Origin of the sequence: Xanthomonas sp. SI, from assembly GCF_014236855.1 — a bacterium.
GTDB lineage: Bacteria > Pseudomonadota > Gammaproteobacteria > Xanthomonadales > Xanthomonadaceae > Xanthomonas_A.
In genome coordinates, this window is sequence record NZ_CP051261.1 from 1,157,737 (window position 1) to 1,174,724 (window position 16,988).

18 protein-coding genes are annotated in these 16,988 nt (G+C 69.9%); 11 read left to right on the top strand and 7 right to left on the bottom strand.

What is annotated here, in order from left to right; translation table 11 throughout:
- Positions 1–145: 145 nt before the first annotated feature.
- Both HEP75_RS04935 and trxC read left to right on the top strand, forming a co-directional pair.
- On the top strand, positions 146–319 hold the full coding sequence (locus HEP75_RS04935) for a hypothetical protein (RefSeq protein ID WP_185815434.1): 174 nt from the start codon (positions 146–148) through the stop codon (positions 317–319).
- Positions 316–753, top strand: coding sequence for a thioredoxin TrxC (gene trxC, locus HEP75_RS04940; protein ID WP_185825649.1), 438 nt, complete (start codon positions 316–318; stop codon positions 751–753). The genes HEP75_RS04935 and trxC overlap by 4 nt, the downstream gene beginning before the upstream one ends.
- A 151-nt stretch (positions 754–904) precedes the next feature.
- Here trxC and HEP75_RS04945 read toward each other — a convergent pair whose 3' ends face one another.
- The 3 genes from HEP75_RS04945 to HEP75_RS04955 all read right to left on the bottom strand — a co-directional run bounded on the left by HEP75_RS04945 (position 905) and on the right by HEP75_RS04955 (position 3,190).
- The gene (locus tag HEP75_RS04945; RefSeq protein WP_185825650.1) at positions 905–1,717 is read right to left on the bottom strand and encodes a S1/P1 nuclease; all 813 of its coding nucleotides are present in this window, start codon (positions 1,715–1,717) and stop codon (positions 905–907) included.
- A 105-nt stretch (positions 1,718–1,822) separates the two neighbouring features.
- A complete protein-coding gene (locus HEP75_RS04950) occupies positions 1,823–2,443 on the bottom strand; it encodes an OmpW family outer membrane protein (protein WP_185815437.1) in 621 nt (206 codons plus the stop codon).
- 117 nt (positions 2,444–2,560) lie between these two features.
- On the bottom strand, positions 2,561–3,190 hold the full coding sequence (locus tag HEP75_RS04955) for an OmpW family outer membrane protein (protein WP_185825651.1): 630 nt from the start codon (positions 3,188–3,190) through the stop codon (positions 2,561–2,563).
- 160 nt (positions 3,191–3,350) lie between these two features.
- Here HEP75_RS04955 and gap point away from each other — a divergent pair, with 160 nt between their 5' ends.
- Positions 3,351–4,352 (top strand): type I glyceraldehyde-3-phosphate dehydrogenase, encoded by a 1,002-nt coding sequence (gene gap, locus HEP75_RS04960; protein ID WP_185825652.1) that lies wholly within the window; start codon positions 3,351–3,353, stop codon positions 4,350–4,352.
- A gap of 85 nt (positions 4,353–4,437) precedes the next feature.
- On the opposite strand, the gene HEP75_RS04965 is transcribed toward gap, so the two are convergent.
- Together HEP75_RS04965 and HEP75_RS04970 are read right to left on the bottom strand one after the other, a co-directional pair.
- A complete protein-coding gene (locus HEP75_RS04965; RefSeq protein WP_185826500.1) occupies positions 4,438–4,845 on the bottom strand; it encodes a hypothetical protein in 408 nt (135 codons plus the stop codon).
- 103 nt (positions 4,846–4,948) lie between these two features.
- Positions 4,949–5,416: a hypothetical protein gene (locus tag HEP75_RS04970; RefSeq protein WP_185825653.1), complete on the bottom strand. Its 468-nt coding sequence runs from the start codon at positions 5,414–5,416 to the stop codon at positions 4,949–4,951.
- A gap of 292 nt (positions 5,417–5,708) precedes the next feature.
- Between HEP75_RS04970 and HEP75_RS04975 the strand changes: the two genes are divergently transcribed.
- Complete coding sequence (locus tag HEP75_RS04975; protein ID WP_170867566.1) at positions 5,709–6,134, top strand: hypothetical protein; 426 nt, start codon at positions 5,709–5,711, stop codon at positions 6,132–6,134.
- Between the two features lie 265 nt (positions 6,135–6,399).
- Here HEP75_RS04975 and HEP75_RS04980 read toward each other — a convergent pair whose 3' ends face one another.
- Positions 6,400–6,999, bottom strand: a complete 600-nt coding sequence (locus HEP75_RS04980) for a TetR family transcriptional regulator (RefSeq protein WP_221899325.1) — start codon at positions 6,997–6,999, stop codon at positions 6,400–6,402.
- Positions 7,000–7,172: 173 nt separating this feature from the next.
- Between HEP75_RS04980 and HEP75_RS04985 the strand changes: the two genes are divergently transcribed.
- From HEP75_RS04985 to HEP75_RS05005, 5 genes are all read left to right on the top strand, one after another.
- Positions 7,173–8,267 carry an alkene reductase gene (locus HEP75_RS04985; RefSeq protein ID WP_185825654.1) on the top strand — a complete coding sequence of 365 codons (1,095 nt, stop codon included), beginning with the start codon at positions 7,173–7,175 and terminating at the stop codon, positions 8,265–8,267.
- Between the two features lie 72 nt (positions 8,268–8,339).
- On the top strand, positions 8,340–9,128 hold the full coding sequence (locus HEP75_RS04990; protein WP_185825655.1) for an SDR family oxidoreductase: 789 nt from the start codon (positions 8,340–8,342) through the stop codon (positions 9,126–9,128).
- A gap of 40 nt (positions 9,129–9,168) precedes the next feature.
- The gene (locus HEP75_RS04995) at positions 9,169–9,954 is read left to right on the top strand and encodes an SDR family oxidoreductase (protein WP_185825656.1); all 786 of its coding nucleotides are present in this window, start codon (positions 9,169–9,171) and stop codon (positions 9,952–9,954) included.
- 5 nt (positions 9,955–9,959) lie between these two features.
- A complete protein-coding gene (locus HEP75_RS05000) occupies positions 9,960–10,334 on the top strand; it encodes a hypothetical protein (RefSeq protein WP_185825657.1) in 375 nt (124 codons plus the stop codon).
- Positions 10,331–11,338 carry an NADP-dependent oxidoreductase gene (locus HEP75_RS05005; protein ID WP_185825658.1) on the top strand — a complete coding sequence of 336 codons (1,008 nt, stop codon included), beginning with the start codon at positions 10,331–10,333 and terminating at the stop codon, positions 11,336–11,338. The genes HEP75_RS05000 and HEP75_RS05005 overlap by 4 nt, the downstream gene beginning before the upstream one ends.
- Before the next feature lie 26 nt (positions 11,339–11,364).
- Here the strand turns inward: HEP75_RS05005 and HEP75_RS05010 are convergent, their stop codons facing one another.
- Entirely contained in the window at positions 11,365–12,441 is a 1,077-nt protein-coding gene (locus HEP75_RS05010; RefSeq protein WP_185822382.1) for a methyl-accepting chemotaxis protein, read from the bottom strand.
- Between the two features lie 250 nt (positions 12,442–12,691).
- Between HEP75_RS05010 and HEP75_RS05015 the strand changes: the two genes are divergently transcribed.
- Together HEP75_RS05015 and HEP75_RS05020 are read left to right on the top strand one after the other, a co-directional pair.
- Entirely contained in the window at positions 12,692–15,403 is a 2,712-nt protein-coding gene (locus HEP75_RS05015; RefSeq protein ID WP_185825659.1) for a DUF2339 domain-containing protein, read from the top strand.
- Positions 15,400–16,764: a DUF3999 domain-containing protein gene (locus HEP75_RS05020; RefSeq protein ID WP_185825660.1), complete on the top strand. Its 1,365-nt coding sequence runs from the start codon at positions 15,400–15,402 to the stop codon at positions 16,762–16,764. The genes HEP75_RS05015 and HEP75_RS05020 overlap by 4 nt, the downstream gene beginning before the upstream one ends.
- Positions 16,765–16,988 lie beyond the last annotated feature (224 nt).

Sequence of the window (16,988 nt, forward strand, 5' to 3'; positions counted from 1 at the left end):
CGACGCGCTAGAGATGAATTGGCTGGCGTCTTGCTCTCGTTCGGTTGACGTCGTCGGAACGACGAACCCAGGCCGCAGCCGCCATGCCCACCACCCGCATCGCCGGCCGCATCCATGCACCGCGCGCTGCGCCGTCCATCGCGCATTGATCGATTCCGACGCTGTCGCGACGTGGACGGTTCCCGGCGGCGTGACCAGCGAGGTCCATGTCTTCGAAGCGCGCGAGCAGGGGCGGTGCCGCATCTCGCTCACCTATACGGTCAAGGACGCGCACGGCACTGTGCTGCTGGGCGACAAGAGCATCGAGGCCGGCGCGTGAGCGATCCGCTGCACATCGCCTGCCCGCACTGCCAGGCGCTGAACCGGGTGCCGGCCGAGCGCCTGGCGGCGGCGCCGCAATGCGGGCGTTGCCATCGTGCGCTGTTCGTCGGCACGCCGGTCGCGTTGAGCGCGGACACCTTCGCCGCACATGCCGAGCGCAGCGACATTCCGCTGCTGGTGGATTTCTGGGCGCCGTGGTGCGGTCCGTGCCGGACCATGGCGCCGCAGTTCGAGGCCGCCGCCGCGCAACTGGAGCCGCGCATACGCCTGGGCAAGCTGGACACCGAGGCGCAGCCGGCGCTGGCGACGCGCTTCGGCATCCGCAGCATTCCGACCCTGGCCTTGCTGCGGCATGGCCGCGAGCTGGCGCGGCACAGCGGTGCGATCGGTGTGGCCGACATCGTGCGCTGGGCGCGAGCGAACGCGGGTTAGGCGTCCCCCTGTCAGGCGCCGAATTCCTATTGCGTTCCTGTAGGAGCGGCTTCAGCCGCGACAGGATCTATCGGTAAGACCTGTCGCGGCTGATGGCCCGAGGCCACCCGGAGCCGCTCCTACAAAAAGCAGATGGAGCAGATGCCGTGCGCTACTTCCCCAGCGCCGCGTTCAGCGTCGCCGCCAGATCCACGCCGGCCTGGCGCAGCTGCGCTTCGGCGACCGGGCGCCAGGTCGCCACGTAGTCCGCCGGCAGCTTGGCGCCGGGCGGGTAGAAGCCCGGGCGCAGCATGATCTTGCACGAGGCTTCGGCCCAGGCCGCGGCTGGCGGCGGCAGCGCGCTGCCGGCAGGCGAGGGTGCCGGCAGCGGTTGCGCCTGCAGTTGCGCCAGGTAGTGCGCCTCGTCCAGGCCGCGGCTGCGCAGCAGGCCGCTGTCCCACAGCGAATGCAGGTTGCTGCCCTTGCCCTCGAACTGGATCTGGAACGTGTTGGCGCCCTTGTCGTGGGCGTAGCCGGCGTGCAGCGGCTGCTGGATGTCGCCGGCGAAGTGCACCACGAACTTCAGCGCCTGGGTGCGCGCCGCCTGCGGTTGGCTGCGGTCGGCGAGGATCGCGGCCTGGCGGCGCAGCGCCTCGACCACGCAGTTGCCGTCGGGACAATCGCGGGTTTCCTCGTAGTGGCACTGCTCTTCGCCGAGGTTGACGTAGTGCCAGGGGCCGGTGCGTTTGCCCATGTCAGGGTCGCTTTCGCGCAATTGGTCGGCCCAGTTGGCGACGCCGGCCAGGGTCGGCTCGGGCTCGCCCTGCAGCAACTGCTGCACCTGCGCACGGGCCTGCGGAGTGAGTCGGGCATCGGCGAGATCGGCGACCAGGCGATGGCCCAGCGGACCCCAGGCGAAGGCGGCAGACGGCGCGGCGGCCAGTGCCGTGGCGAGCGCGGCGGACACGAAGAGAGAGGATTTCATCCGAGAATTCTAGCCGGCGCCGATGACGTTGCCATGGCCGCGTCGTCGCGCCGTTGCGCAACCGCTAAGCCTCGCCCTTGCGGACGCGGCTGCGGGCCCTGCGAATCAGAAATACAGCAGGTAGGCCAGGCCGTAGGTGATGGGGTCGAGCTTGGCCTTGCCGAGCGTGCCGCTGTCCACTTCCACATCGCTGCGCATGCTGGTCCAGCGCGCGTCCACGCGCAGCGCGCTGCGCTCGCCGATGGCGAAGTCCACGCCGGCATGCACGGCCGGGCCGACGCTGTCCTTGAACTTGACGTCGTCGCGGGAGAACGCGCCCTTGCCGTCGGCGCCCAGGAAGGTGGTGTAGTTGAGGCCCACGCCGACGAACGGGGAAATGTCGCCGTTGCCGTTGAAGTGGTACTGCAGCGAGACTGTCGGCGACAGCGCCCAGGCGCTGCCGATATCGCCGCCCTGTTCCAGGCCGATCTTCTGCTGTCCGACCAGGGTCTGGATCTCCACGCCGAGGTTGCCGCGGAAGAAGTATTCGTAGCTGAACGAGAGCGCCGGCGTGGTGTCGGCGCTGAAACGCTGGTCGGTGCCGTCCAGCGTGCCGTTCGAAGAGCCGGGCACCATGCCGTGGATGCCGTAGCTGGTGGTGTAGTGGCCGGCCGACTGCGCCGCGGCGGGCAGGGCGATGGCGGCAAGGGCGGCGACGGCAAGACGGCGGAACAGGCGTGGCTTCATTGGGGACCCCGGTGGACGGCGAATGGGCGGATGCGAATCCCAGTGTCGGCCCGGCGGCGACCGATCCACATCCTTGTGGAGCGTAGTCTGCCAGAGAAGCGCGGCGCCCGCGCAGCCTCAGAACTTCATCACGTAGGCTAGGCCGTACACCAGCGGATCGATGTTCGCGGTGCCCATGCTGGCGCCGTCGACCTTGACCTTGCTGTCGATGTCGGCCCAGCGCAGGTCCACCCGCAGCGCCGACTTGTCGGTGAGCGCGACGTCCACGCCGACATGCGCGGCCAGGCCCCAGGAATCTTCCAGCTTGAGCTTGGTGCCGGCCAGCGCGCCGGTGCTGTCTTCGCTGAAGAAGGTGGTGTAGTTGATGCCGGCGCCGACGAACGGGGAGACCTTGCCGGCGCTGTTGAAGTGGTACTGCAGCGAGACCACCGGCGGCAGCTGCTTGGTGCTGCCGACCTTGCCGACGCCCTTGACCGCGATGTCGTGCTTGAACGGCAGCGCGGCCAGCACTTCGATGCCCAGGTCCTGGTGCACGAAGTATTCGAAGGTGACGGTCGGCTTGATGTCGCTGCCGATGCTCAGCGGCAGGGTGCCGCCGGCCAGCTTGCCGTTGTCGGACTTCGGGTTGACCTGGTGGGCGCCGATGCCCACGGTCCAGTCGCCCTGCGACTGCGCCAGCGCCGGCAGGGCGCACAGCGACAGGGCGACGGCCAGGCCGGACAGCAGAAGGGGGGAGGTCTTGCGCATGATGGGTGTCTCGTTTGGGTGTGGGCGCAGTGTCCCGCCGGCGTCACCGCGCCGCCTTGATCCTGATCAAAAGCGCGTGCCCGGCGCGATGCGGCCGGCCTGATAGAATGCTCGCCCCCTTCCATCCGCCGCGTCAGGCGCGGCCGCAGGAGCTACTGAAATGGCAATCAAGGTTGGCATCAACGGTTTCGGTCGCATCGGACGCAACGTGCTGCGCTCGGCGGTACAGAATTTCGGCAGCGACATCGAGATCGTCGCCATCAACGACCTGCTCGAGCCCGACTACCTGGCGTACATGCTGCAGTACGACTCGGTGCACGGCCGCTTCGACGGCGAGGTGTCGGTCGACGGCAATCACCTGGTGGTCAACGGCAAGAAGATCCGCCTGACCCAGGAACGCGATCCGGCGGCGCTGAAGTGGGACGAGGTCGGCGCCGAGGTGGTGATCGAATCCACCGGCCTGTTCCTGACCAAGGACACCGCACAGAAGCACATCGACGCCGGCGCCAAGAAGGTGATCCTGTCGGCCCCGTCCAAGGACGACACGCCGATGTTCGTGTACGGCGTCAACCACGCCACCTATGCCGGCCAGGCGATCGTCTCCAACGCCAGCTGCACCACCAACTGCCTGGCGCCGCTGGCCAAGGTGATCAACGACAAGTGGGGCATCAAGCGCGGCCTGATGACCACCGTGCACGCCGCCACCGCCACGCAGAAGACTGTGGACGGCCCCAGCAACAAGGACTGGCGCGGTGGCCGCGGCATCCTGGAGAACATCATTCCGTCCAGCACCGGCGCGGCCAAGGCCGTGGGCGTGGTGATCCCGGAGTTGAACAAGAAGCTGACCGGCATGAGCTTCCGCGTGCCGACCTCGGACGTATCGGTGGTCGACCTGACCGTGGAACTGGAAAAGCCGGCCACCTACGCCGAGATCTGCGCCGAAGTGAAGGCGCAGAGCGAAGGCGCGCTGAAGGGCATCCTCGGCTACACCGAGGACAAGGTGGTGGCCACCGACTTCCGCGGCGACGCGCGCACCTCGATCTTCGACGCCGACGCCGGCATCGCCCTGGACAGCACCTTCGTCAAGTTGGTGTCTTGGTACGACAACGAGTGGGGCTATTCCAACAAGTGCCTGGAAATGGTCAAGGTCGTGGCGCAGTAAACCGCGCCGCGCCGCCCACAAAAAAAGCGCCCTCGGGCGCTTTTTTTGTGGCTGTCGCTGCCGGCGCCGCGCGCCGGCCACCCGCTCACTCGGCGGCGATGCGCATGCTCTCGCCGCTGCCGGTGACCGTGACCCGGCTGCCCACCGCCAGCCCGGAGACTTCGGCGCTGGGCTTGGACACCACCACCTGCGACTTGTCGTCGAAGCGGATCTTCACCATGTAGTGCGCGGCCGGGCCGTTGCCGGCGATCTTGGCGCCGACGGTCTCGCCAGCGGCGGTGCCGGCCGCCTGCCCGGTGCCGACGCCCATCGAGCTCTTGCTCTTCAGGCCGAGGAAGCCGCCGGCCAGGCCGCCGAGACTGGCGGCGGCATTTTTGATGGTCTTGGTCCGCTCCGGCACGTCGGTGTTCTTGTTCTCGATCGGCTCCAGCGCCACGATCGCGCCGTGCCGCGCTCCTGCGGCCAGCGCCGGTACGCTCAGGGCCAGCAGCATCAATGCGATCGCCGACCAGGCGATACGGGCGAGCGAGTTCTTTGCGGTCATCGGATGTTGCCCCTGTGGATGTGGATCGAAAGCCGGCCTGCAGGCGCGGCGACTACTTCTTTTTCTTCGGCCGGCCCCAGCCGCGGAAGTACGGGCTGCATTTGCTGCCGGCGAAATCGTAGCGGGTGATGATGCCGTCGGCATTGGCGACGAAGGTGACTTCACAATGATTTTCGGTGGGGACGAAGGTGGTCTGGCTGTGCTCTTCCTGCCGATAGAGCGGCGTGCCGCGATCCACGCCTATCAACGGCCCGTCCGTCGTCCAGTAATCGGTCCGGTAGTGCGCGTCGATGCCGAAGTTGTAGGTGTAGGCGGTTTCGTGGGTCTCGATGTTTTCCGCGGTGTACAGGCCGCGGTCCACCGGCCACTGCATCATCAGTTCGCTGGCATCGTGTCCGATCCAACTGCGCGCGACATCTTCGGGACTGCCGAACATGTCGGCCGAGGCCAGCGGCGCGCTCCCCAGCAGTGCCAGGGCGCACAGCGCGGGCAGGATATGGGAGCGACGGTAAGTTGGCATTGCGGTACGTCCTTGCGGTGGGGCGGCGACGCCAGATCCATGGGCTGCGCCTGGAATGCGCGCATCGCGCTGGCGCGTTTTTTAGCATGCCCGGCGGGTGCCGGCAAGCGTCGATGGCGGCACCGCCAGGCGTGGACATCGGCGCCGACGCATGCACTAATGCGACGCTGGCCAGCGGATGTTCCCGCGCTGGCATGACAGACGCTGGACAAGGGGGCACTCAATGGATGCAAGGAGCGAAAAGATGCAGATCAACCGTGTATGGACGGGAGCCCTGGTGCTGGCCGTGGCGATGGCGGCCGCGCTGCCGATGCAGGCGATGGCCAAGAAGCACAGCGGCACGCCGAGCTGGATGAACGCCGATGGCGAGGTCACCAATTCCTCGCAGGTCGAAGCCGGCTACGGCGAGACCGTGAAGGGCGTCAACGATTACGAAGGCGAGATCACCGGCAAGCCGGCACCCGGCAGCAAGTTCACCCAGCTCAAGATCGGCATGCCGATGAAGCAGGTGACCGACCTGATCGGCGAACCCACCGACCAGGGTTCCTATGTCACCGGCAAGGCGTTCATCCCGTTCTTCTACGGCGGCGACCGCTACCGTTACGAACTGGCCTACAAGGGCCAGGGCCGCCTGGTGTTCGCCGGCAAGTCGATGGGCAGCGGCGGCAACCTGATCTGGATCATCCACAACAAGAACGACAGCGGCTACCGCGAATAAGCGGGCGCAGCAGCGCAGCCCGGGCCGCGTCGCGCGCCCGGGCTTTTTTTTGCCTGGCGAAACGCCATTCGTGCGCGCCTGGATGCATCCGGTGCGGGGACGGCAGGCAGATGACGGTCGTCCGCGCTGCGGATGCGGGCGCCTGGCGCTCAGCGCTTTCGCGCGGCGACGTGTTGCCGGCCAGGAGTCGCCCAGCCTCGGCGGCGCGCCTGGTGCGACCGCCGGCGGCAAGCACGCGCGCCGGCGTCGCGTCGCGCTGCCGCGATCACGTTCTGCTGCGCGTGCCTGCTGCCGGGGCCGTGTCCAGCGCCGCGAGCATGTTGGCGCGGCACGCCGCGAGGATCTCGTCCGCCAGCGGCGAATCGTCCGGGCAGGCGCGCGACATGACGATCGCGCCGAGCGCGTGCGCCAGCATGTCCAGGCGCGCGGCGCGCGCATCGGCGGGGCTGGCGCCGGTCGCCGCAGCGTCCCCGCGCTCCATGGTCGCCAGCACGGCTTCGACACCGTCCGCGAACGCGGAGCGCACCGTTTCCGGCTCGCGTGCGGCGTCGCCGCCCAGCGCGGCCATGGTGCAGCCCGCCGCGCGGGCATCGCGGTGTTCGCGCGACACGTAGCGGCGGACGAATTCCGGCGCATCGACCCCGTCCACCAGCATCACGGTCTGCGCGATCCCGCATGTCGTCGCCTCCGCCATCAGGTCGGCCTTGGACGGGAAGTGCTTGTAGAAACCGCCGTGGGTGAAACCGGCGGCGGCCATCAGATCGGCGACGCCGATCCCCTCGTAGCCGCGCTCGCGAAACAGCGCGGACGCGGTTTCGACGATATGCGCCCGGTTCGCCTGCGCCTGCGCCTTGCTGACCTTCATCGCGGATGCCTCCAGCGTCGCTTTTTCAGGGCCCAAGGATACATTGATGTCGGGCATCATCAAAATATTGACAAGTAAGATTATGATCATCATCATTAAGCGACTTGCTTCGCACCGCCGGTTGCGCCCGTCGCGCCGCCAGCGCATCTCCCTCCATCGAGAACGACCCCGCCATGTCCGACACCGCCCTGTTCACGCCGTATTCGCTGGGCCCGCTGACGCTCGCCAACCGCATCGTCATGGCGCCGCTGACCCGCAACCGCGCCGGCAAGGGCCTGGTGCCGGGCGAACTGGCGGCCACCTACTACGCGCAACGTGCGTCCGCGGGCCTGCTGATCACCGAGGCGACGCAGATCTCGGCGGACGCGCAGGGCTACCAGGACACGCCGGGCATCTACACGCCGGCGCAGGTCGCGGGATGGCGCGCGGTCGCCGATGCGGTGCATGCCAAGGGCGGGCGCATCTTCATGCAGCTGTGGCATGTCGGCCGCGTCTCTCACGTGGACCTGCGCCCCGGCGGGACCGCGCCGGTGGCGCCTTCGGCGATTCCCGCCGCCACCAAGACCTTCGTCAACAACGGCTTCGCCGACGTCTCCGCGCCGCGCGCGCTGGAGCACGACGAGCTGCCGCGCATCGTGGACGACTTCCGCCAGGCCGCGGCCAACGCCATCGCCGCCGGCTTCGACGGCGTGGAGCTGCATGGCGCCAACGGCTACCTGCTGGAACAGTTCATCAAGGACGGCGCGAACCAGCGCACCGACGCCTATGGCGGTTCCATCGAGAATCGCGCGCGGCTGCTGCTCAAGGTCGCCGCGGCGGTGGCGCAGGCGATCGGCGCCGAGCGCACCGGCGTGCGCCTCTCGCCGGTGTCGCCGGCCAACGGCATCTCCTGCAGCGATCCGCAGCCGCAGTACGACTACATCGCCGAGCGGCTCAGCGCGCTGGGCATCGTCTACCTGCATGTGGTGGAGGGCGCCACCGGCGGGCCGCGCGACGTGGCGCCGTTCGACTACGCCGCGCTGCGCAGCCGCTTCAGGCAGACCTACCTGGCCAACAACGGCTACGACCCGGCGCTGGCCAGCGCCAGCCTCGCCGCCGGCCGCGCGGACCTGTTCGCCTTCGGCCGCGCGTTCATCGGCAATCCCGATCTGGTCGAGCGGCTGCGGGCCGGCGCGCCGCTGGCCGCTCCCGATCCGGCCACGCTCTACGGCGGCGGGGCCAAGGGCTACACCGATTACCCGACGCTGGCCGAGAGCGCCAGCGCCTGAGCAGCACCGCAGCACCACCGGCCGCGTTCCCGCGACCGCACCTTCCTTTTTTGATCCGAAGAGACCACTCGCATGAGCACCACTTCCACCGTCCTCATCACCGGCGCCTCCAGCGGCATCGGCGCCGTCTACGCGCAGCGCTTCGCCCAGCGCGGCCACGACCTGGTCCTGGTCGCACGCGACCACGCCCGCCTGGACGCGCTGGCCGCGCGCCTGCGCGAGGAACACAAGGTCGCAGTCGACGTGCTGCAGGCCGATCTGACCGCACAGGCCGACCTGGCCGCGGTCGAAGCGCGCCTGCGCGACGACGCGCGCATCGGCATCCTCATCAACAACGCCGGCATGGCCCAGTCGGGCGGCTTCGCCGAGCAGACGGCGGACGGCGTCGAACGCCTGCTTGCCCTCAACACCACCGCACTGACCCGGCTGGCGCTGGCGATCGCGCCGCGTCTGGCGCAGTCCGGCAGCGGCGCGATCGTCAATATCGGCTCGGTGGTCGGCCTGGCGCCGGAATTCGGCATGACCGTGTACGGCGCGAGCAAGGCCTTCGTGCTGTTCCTGTCGCAGGGCATGAGCCTGGAGCTGGCGCCCAAGGGCGTGTACGTGCAGGCGGTGCTTCCGGCGGCCACCCGCACCGAGATCTGGGAGCGCGCGGGCATCGACGTCAACACGCTGCCCGAGGTGATGGATGTGGAAGAGCTGGTCGATGCGGCGCTGATCGGTTTCGATCGCCGCGAGCTGGTCACCATTCCGCCGCTGCACGACGCCGACCGCTGGGACGCGCTCGACGGCGCCCGGCAAGCGCTGCTGGGCAGCATCCGCCAGGCCAATGCCGCGCAACGCTACCGGCCGGCGGCCTGAAGCCTGCAACCCTGCATCTGGCGCGATCGAGGCGATCATCATGCAAACGCAACGCGATAGCTGGGTGCTGATCAGCGGCGCATCGAGCGGATTCGGCGAGGAGTTCGCCAGGCAGTACGCGGCGCGCGGCCACAGGCTGATCCTGGTCGCGCGGCGCCTGGACCGGCTCGATGCGCTGGCGCAGGCGTTGCGGCAGCGGCACGGTGTCGAGGTCCTGGTCGAGCAGGTCGATCTGTCGCAGATCGCGGCCGTGCGCCGGCTCCACGCCGGTCTGCATGCGCGCGGCATCGAGGTCGAGGTGCTGATCAACAATGCCGGGCACGGACTGCAGGGACCGTTCCTGGATGGCGACCTGGAGCCGGCGTTGTCGATGATCCAGCTGGACATCGCCAGCCTGACCGCGATGACCCACCTGTTCGGCCAGGACATGCGCCGACGCCGGCGCGGCAAGATCCTGCAGGTGGCCAGCCTGCTGGCCTACCAGGGCGTGGAAAACTTCGCGGTGTATTCGGCCGCGAAGGCCTACGTGTTGCGCCTGGGCGAGGCGCTGCATCGCGAGTTCGCGCGCGATGGCGTCACCGTCGCCACGCTGTGCCCGGGATTGACCGACACCGGCTTCGCGCGCGTGGCCCAACAGCGGATCACGCCGCAGTTGAACGCCTTGATGATGCAGACCCCGCCGGTGGTGCGTGCCGGCATGCGCGCGCTGGATGCCGGCCGCATCAGCGTGGTGCCCGGGCTGCTCAACAAGTTGAACGCGGCCTTCATGTGGGCGACGCCGCGCTGGATCCACCAGGCCCTGCTGTCGCGCATCCTCAACCGGTGACCGCCATGCGCCCGCGTTTCCGCTCGCTGTCGGTGCTGGCCTCGCTGCTGTTCCTGGCGATCGCCTGCACCTGGATGTTCTCGCCAGGCACGATGCTGGCGAACTGGGACATCATCGCCTCGCCATCGGCCGAGCTGATGGCGCGACGCGGGGCCGCGCTGTATGCGGGCCTGAGCGTGATGTTGTTCATGGCGCGCGGCGCGGCGCCATCGCCGGCGCGTTCAGCGCTGGTGGCGGGCTTGGTCACCGCCTGTGCGTTGCTGGCGGCGCTGGGCATCGGCGAACTGGCCAGCGGCCACGCGGGCCGCGGGATCCTGGTCGCGGTCGTGCTCGAAATCGTCTTCGTTCTCGCATTCGTTTTCGTCAGGGAAACATCATGAAAGCGTTCTTCATCGAAGGCTACGGCAACAGGCATCCGGGCCGGATCGGCGAACTGCCCGAACCGGAGATGCGCGACGACGAGGTGCTGGTCGAGGTGCATGCCGCCGGCGTCAATGTGCTCGACGCGAAGATTCGCAAGGGCGAGTTCAAGCTGATCCTGCCGTACCGCTTTCCGCTGGTGCTGGGCAACGACGTGGCCGGCGTGGTGCTGCGGGTCGGGGCCGGCGTGCGCCGCTTCAAGCCGGGCGACGCGGTGTATGCGCGTCCCGACCAGGCGCGCATCGGCAGCTTCGCCGAACGCATCGCGGTCAAGGAAAGCGCGCTGGCATTGAAGCCTGCCAACCTCGGCATGGAACAAGCCGCCTCGGTTCCGTTGGTCGCGCTGACCGCGTGGCAGGCGCTGGTCGAGACGGCACGGCTGCGGAAGGGCCAGAAGGTACTGATCCATGCCGGCTCCGGCGGCGTCGGCAGCATCGCCATCCAGCTCGCCAAGCACCTCGGGGCCTTCGTCGCGACCACCACCGGCACCGACAATGTCGCCTGGGTGAAGGCGCTGGGCGCCGACCTGGTGATCGACTACCGGACGCAGGACTTCGCGACCGTCGTGCACGGCTACGACGTGGTCCTGAACAGCCTGGGCAGCGACGTGCTGGAAAAATCCCTGCGCGTGCTGAAACCCGGCGGCACGCTCATTTCCATCTCCGGCCCGCCGGACCCGGACTTCGCCGTGCGACAGGGACTGGCGTGGCCGCTGCGGCAGGCGATCCGTCTGCTGAGCGGCGGCATCCGCAGGAAGGCCAGGCGGCACGGCGTCAGCTACGCCTTCCTGTTCATGACCGCCAACGGCGAGCAGTTGCGCGAGATCGGCGCGCTGATCGAGGCCGGCAGCATCGGGCCGGTGATGGATCGGGTGTTTCCGCTGGAGGAAACCGCGCAGGCCCTGGCCTACGTCGAGAGCGGACGCGCCAAGGGCAAGGTGGTGATCAGGGTCGGCCAGCGCTGAGCGTTGGCCGACCCGCGCGCGTCGCGCTACAGCGCCTGCAGAATCAGCGAATGCCAGCCGGTGCGATAGGTTTCGTAGCCGGGCGAGGCCGCATGCGCGATGCAGTGCGGGCGCCCGTTGAGGTCGCTCAGCACGGCGCCGCGCGGCTGCTTGAACAGCGCGTCGCGGCCCTGGAATTCGATCCGCTCCTGCAGCATGCGCCCGGCCGAGTCGGCCAGGACCTGGCCGCGCTGGTCGACGATGCAGACCCGGCTGCGGCCCCATTCCTGCTCCGACAGCGGCGTGCGCTGCACCACCGTCTGCGCCAGCGCGTCCCAGCGGAACACGATGCCGAGCACGCCCAGCACGCGGCCGTCGACACGGCCGCCGTCGCGCACCGTGCACGAGTACACCAGCACGCGTTCGCCATCGGCCAGGGTGCTGGCATGCACGTCCTGGAAGCCGAATTCCTCGCCGCTGCGGGTGCGCGTGGCGTCTTCGAACCAGGCCTGCCCGGACACGTCGCTGCCGGCCGAGGCGTACTGCTGCGGCCGGCCGTTGGCGAGGATGCGGCCGTCGGTGCCGGCCAGCACCAGGTCGAAGTACACGGTGTACGAATCCAGGATCTGGCCCATGCGCCGCGACGCGTAGGCGAGTTCGTCGTCGCCGCGGCCGGGACGCGCGGCGGCGACGATGGCCGCGTCGGTCGCCCACCAGCGCACGTCGCAGCTGCGTTCGTAGAGGTTGCGGTCGATCAGGTCGATATTGCTCAGCGCCAGTTCGCTCAGGCGCGTGCGGCGCACGTCGTCTTCCAGTCGCTGCAGGGTGTGGCGCATGTCGGCGCTGGTGCTGGCGGCGACCTTGTCCAGATCCTGGGTGGCATCGGCGACGCGCCGCGACAGCACGTCCATTTCCTGCGCGATGACGCTGAAGCCGCGCCCGGCCTGGCCGATCCGGGCCGATTCGATGCGGGCATTCATCGAGATCACGTGGGTGGTGCGGTTGATCTCGTCGATGCGCTGCAACGACTGGCGCAGCTGTCCGAGCAGTTGATCGGACAGGCCGACCACGGAGCGGATATGGTCGTCGATGCCCGCTTCGGTGGGTTTGGCTGGCAGGTTCATTGGCGCTGTCGGTGGGAGGGGAGGGAACAGCGGACGCAACGTGGGATAAGGGAGGTAGCGGCCGCGAATGCATCGGCTTTAGCGCCGATTGCGCTGGCCCGCGTTGCCGGAATGCGTTGCCGCGCCTGGCTTGCACCGCTGCCGGCGCGGCCGCGGCAAGGCCGAACTCGTCTACCATCTGCCCCAGGACCGGCGCCGTCGGACCATTGGTACGCGCCCAGCGCCGTGCCGGCTTGGGCATGGAGTGCGGATGGAAGGCTTGATCGTGTTGGCGGTGGTGGCGGTACTGGCGGTACCGATCCTGATGATCATGATGCTGGTGGCGCTGGCGGGCGTGCGCCGGCGCGTGGCGGTGCTGGAACTGCAACTGGCGCAACTGCGCGGCGCCGCGCCGCGGGCGGCGCAGGCCGATGTCGGGTTCGCTGCCGAAGCCGATACCGATACCGAAGCCGAATTCAATGCCGGGTTCGAGGACCGCGCTGCGGCCGAGGGTCCGTTCTTCGTCACCGCGCCTGTCGCCACCGCACCCGCAGCGCCCACGCCACCGCCGCTTCCGCCGCAGTTCGCAACCCGCGCATCCGCGGTGCGCGACGTTGCGGACACGGATACCGACATGGGCGTTGCGCCAGCGCCCGAGACGTATGTGCCGCAGGGTCCAGGCCCGATCGAGCGGCTGCTGGCCGGCACCAAGCGCTGGTTCACCGAAGGCAACGTGCCGGTCAAGATCGGCATGCTGGTGCTGCTGGCCGGCGTCGCCGCGCTGCTGAAGTACGCCGGCGACCAGGGCTGGCTGCGCATGCCGATCGAACTGCGCTACGCCGGCATCGCCGCCGCGGCGCTGGCCGGCCTGGGCTTCGGCTGGCGCCAGCGCGAACGCAAGCGCAGCTTCGCGCTGGCCTTGCAGGGCGGTGCGATCGGTGTGTTGCTGCTGACCGTGTTCGCCGCGTTCAAGCTGTCCGGGCTGATTCCGGCCGGCGCCGCGTTCGCGCTGAGCATCGTGCTGGTGGCCAGCATGTGCGTGCTGGCGGTGGTGCAGGAATCGCGCACGCTGGCGGTACTGGCCACGCTGGCCGGGTTCCTGGCGCCGATCTGGCTGTCCACCGGCAGCGGCAACCATGTCGGCCTGTTCTCCTATTACGCGGTCTTGAACGCGGCAGTGTTCGCGATCGCCTGGTACCGGCCGTGGCGGGTGCTCAACCTGCTCGGGTTCGGCTTCACCTTCGGCATCGGCACGCTGTGGGGCGCGCTGCAGTACCAGCCGTCGAAGTTCGCCAGCACCGAGCCGTTCCTGCTGCTGTTCTTCGCCTTCTACCTGCTGATCCCGATCCTGTACGCGCGGCGCCAGCCGGCCACGCGCGGCAACTTGGTCGACGGCAGCCTGGTGTTCGGCACGCCGCTGGTGGCGTTCTCGCTGCAGGCCGGGCTGCTGCGCGGCGAAGGCCTGCCGCTGGCGCTGTGCGCGCTGGGCCTGGCGGCGGTGTATGCGTTGCTGGCCGCGGCGCTGATCCGGCGCGAACGCTTCGCGGTGCTCGGCCAGGCCTATGCGCTGCTGGCGGTGGGTTTCGCCACGCTGGCAGTGCCGCTGGCGCTGTCCGCGCGTGCCACCGCCAGCATCTTCGCGCTGGAAGGCGCGGCGCTGGCCTGGCTGGGACTGCGCCAGCAGCGCTGGCTGCCGCAGTTCACCGGTGCCGGCCTGCAACTGGCCGCGGCGATCGGCTTCGTGCTGGGGCTGGACGTGGCCTGGCACGACGTCCATGCGTTGGCCAATGCCACCTTCATGAGCGGCGCGCTATTGGCCCTGGCCGGTCTCGCCAGCGCCTGGAGCTATCGCCGTGCCGGCGCCGACACGCCGGCGCTGGCCTATTACCTATGGGGCCTGGCGTGGTGGTGCGGGATCGGCGTCGCCGAGATCGAACGCTTCGTCGCGGCCGCGGCGCAGGCCGACCTGCTGCTGGCGTTCGTCGCGCTCAGCGGCTGGCTGGCCGCCGAGGCGCAGCGCCACTGGCCGGCGCGCGCGCTGGCCGCGACCACGCTCGGCGGGTTGCTGCTGGCGTTGCCGCTGGCGGTGCTGCAGGCGGACGCGCACGGCCAGCCGTTCGCCGGGCATGGCGCCTGGGCCTGGACCCTGTTCGCGGTGCTCGGCGTGCGCAGCCTGATCTGCCTGCGCGGCAGCGGCGGCTGGGTGGCGCGGGCGGCGCAATTCGCCTGGTGGCTGGTGTGGCCGTCGGTGCTGTCGATGCTCGGCCTCTGGCTGGCGCAGCGCTTCGCCCTGGCCGAGGGCTGGCAGTGGGCATTGCTGCTGGCGCCATGGCTGGCGGCGGCGGCGTTGTCGCTGCTGCGCTGGCCGTGGCTGGCCGCGCCGCTGGGTGCGGATTTCGACCGTTGCCGCACGGCGCTGCAGGGCAGCTATTTCGGCCTGCTCGGCTTGGCCTGGCTGTGGACGCTGTGCGTACCCGGCGCCAGCGCGCCGCTGCCATGGGTGCCGCTGCTCAATCCGCTGGAACTGAGCCAGTTGCTGGTGGTGGCGCTGGCGGCGCGCTGGCTGTGGTCGGCGACCGCGCCGGCCCTGTTGCGGGCGCAGCGCCTGCAACTGCTGGCCGCTGCCGGATTCCTGTGGGTCACCAGCGTGACCCTGCATGCGGTGCACTACTGGGCGCCGATGCCGTGGGCGTCGCTGTTGTCCGCCGGCGTGGCGCAGACCAGCCTGACCGTGGTGTGGAGCGTGCTCGGCGTACTGGGCTGGGTGCTCGGCTCGCGCCGCGGCCAGCGCGGCCTGTGGCTGGCCGGTGCGCTGCTGATGGCGGTGGTGCTGGGCAAGCTGCTGCTGGTGGATCGCGGCAACCTCGGCAATGTCGCCGGCATCGCCTCGTTCATCGCCTACGGCCTGCTGTGCACCGTGGTCGGCTATTTCGCGCCGGCGCCGCCGCGCGCCATCGAACCGGCCGAGGAGGCCCATCCATGAAACGCCTGATCATTCCGGCCGTGCTGCTGGCGTTGCTGCCGATGGCGGCTTCCGCTGCCAGCCAGCGCGACGACTACGTGCAGCAATGGCCGCTGACCCTGCAGGATCCGGCCGCCGGCGCCTACCGCGTGCAACTCGACGACGCGGTGTACCGCAGCGCGCACCTCGCCTCGCTGGGCGACGTGGAGGTGTTCAACGCGGCCGGCGACCCGCTGCCGACCGCATTGTTCGCTGCCGAGCATGCCGAAACCACGCCGCGCCGGCAGCCGTTGCCCTGGTTCCCGCTGCCGGCGGTGGCCGGTGGCGGTGCGGACAATCTGGAGCTGATCGCCGAGCGCGATACCGACGGCAGCGTGCGCCGCATCCGCACCCGCATCGCCAGCAGCGCCACGGCCAGCGCCGAAGCGGGTTGGTTGATCGATGCCAGCGCGCTGCGCGAGCCGTTGCGCGCGCTGTCGCTGCAGTGGGCGGCCGATGCGCAGCCGCGGCAGGCGCGCTACCGGGTCGAGGCCAGCGACGATCTGCGCGACTGGGAACTGCTGGTGCCGGAGGCGACCCTGGTCGACCTGGCCAACCAGGGCAAACGCCTGCAGCAACTGCGCATCGCCATCGATCGCCAGGTGCGCTATCTGCGGCTGCTGCCGTTGTCCTCGCCGCCGCTGCCGACGCTGACCGGGGTGGAGGCCGAACTGGCGCCGGCGCCGGTCGCCGCCGACTGGCACTGGCAGCAACTGGATGCGCTGCAGGCCGATCCGGCGCAGCACAGCTTCGACTTCGTATCGCCCGGCCGCTATCCGGTCGCGCAGCTCGACATCGCGCTGCCCGGCAACAGCGCGATCGAATGGCGGGTGCAGAGCCGCGACAGCGCCGAGGCGCCGTGGCAGGACCGGGCCGGGCCGTGGGTGGCCTACCAGGTCGGCGCCGGCGCCAGCCGCTCGCCGCCGCAGGCGCTGACCCAGCCGGTGCGCGACCGCTACTGGCGGCTGCTGGCCACGCAGGATCCGGGCCGGCAGCGGCCGGCGCTGCGCCTGGGCTACCAGCCGGAAACATTGATCTTCCTGGCGCAGGGCATGCCGCCCTACGCGCTGGCCGCCGGCAGCGCGCGCACCCAGCGCGCTGCCGCGCCGTTGGCGACCACGTTGCAGGCCCTGCGCGCGCAACGCGGACCGCAATGGACGCCGGCCACCGCCACGCTCGGCGCTGCGGTCCCGCTGGCCGGCGCCGCCGCGCTGCAGGCGCCGGCGACGCCACGCGACTGGAAGACCTGGCTGCTGTGGGCGCTGCTGGTCGGTGGCGCGCTGATCGTGGTCGGTTTCGCCTTCAGCCTGTTGCGCAAGCCGGCCGCGCCCGGCGCGGGCTGATCGGCTCGGTACCGCCACGCCACGCGCCCGTCGCGGCGTGGCCACCTCCGTGCGCGCGTGGTTTTGCCCGCGCCGCAGCGCTGCGGCCGCACGCTGCGCGATGTCTCGATTTGCCGCTGCGCGGCCGACGCCGGACAATACCCGCCTCGGCACCGCCCGCGCGCGCTGGCGCCAGCGTGCCTGCAGCGGAGGTTCCGAGCGCCGCGCCCATGCTGCGCACGGCC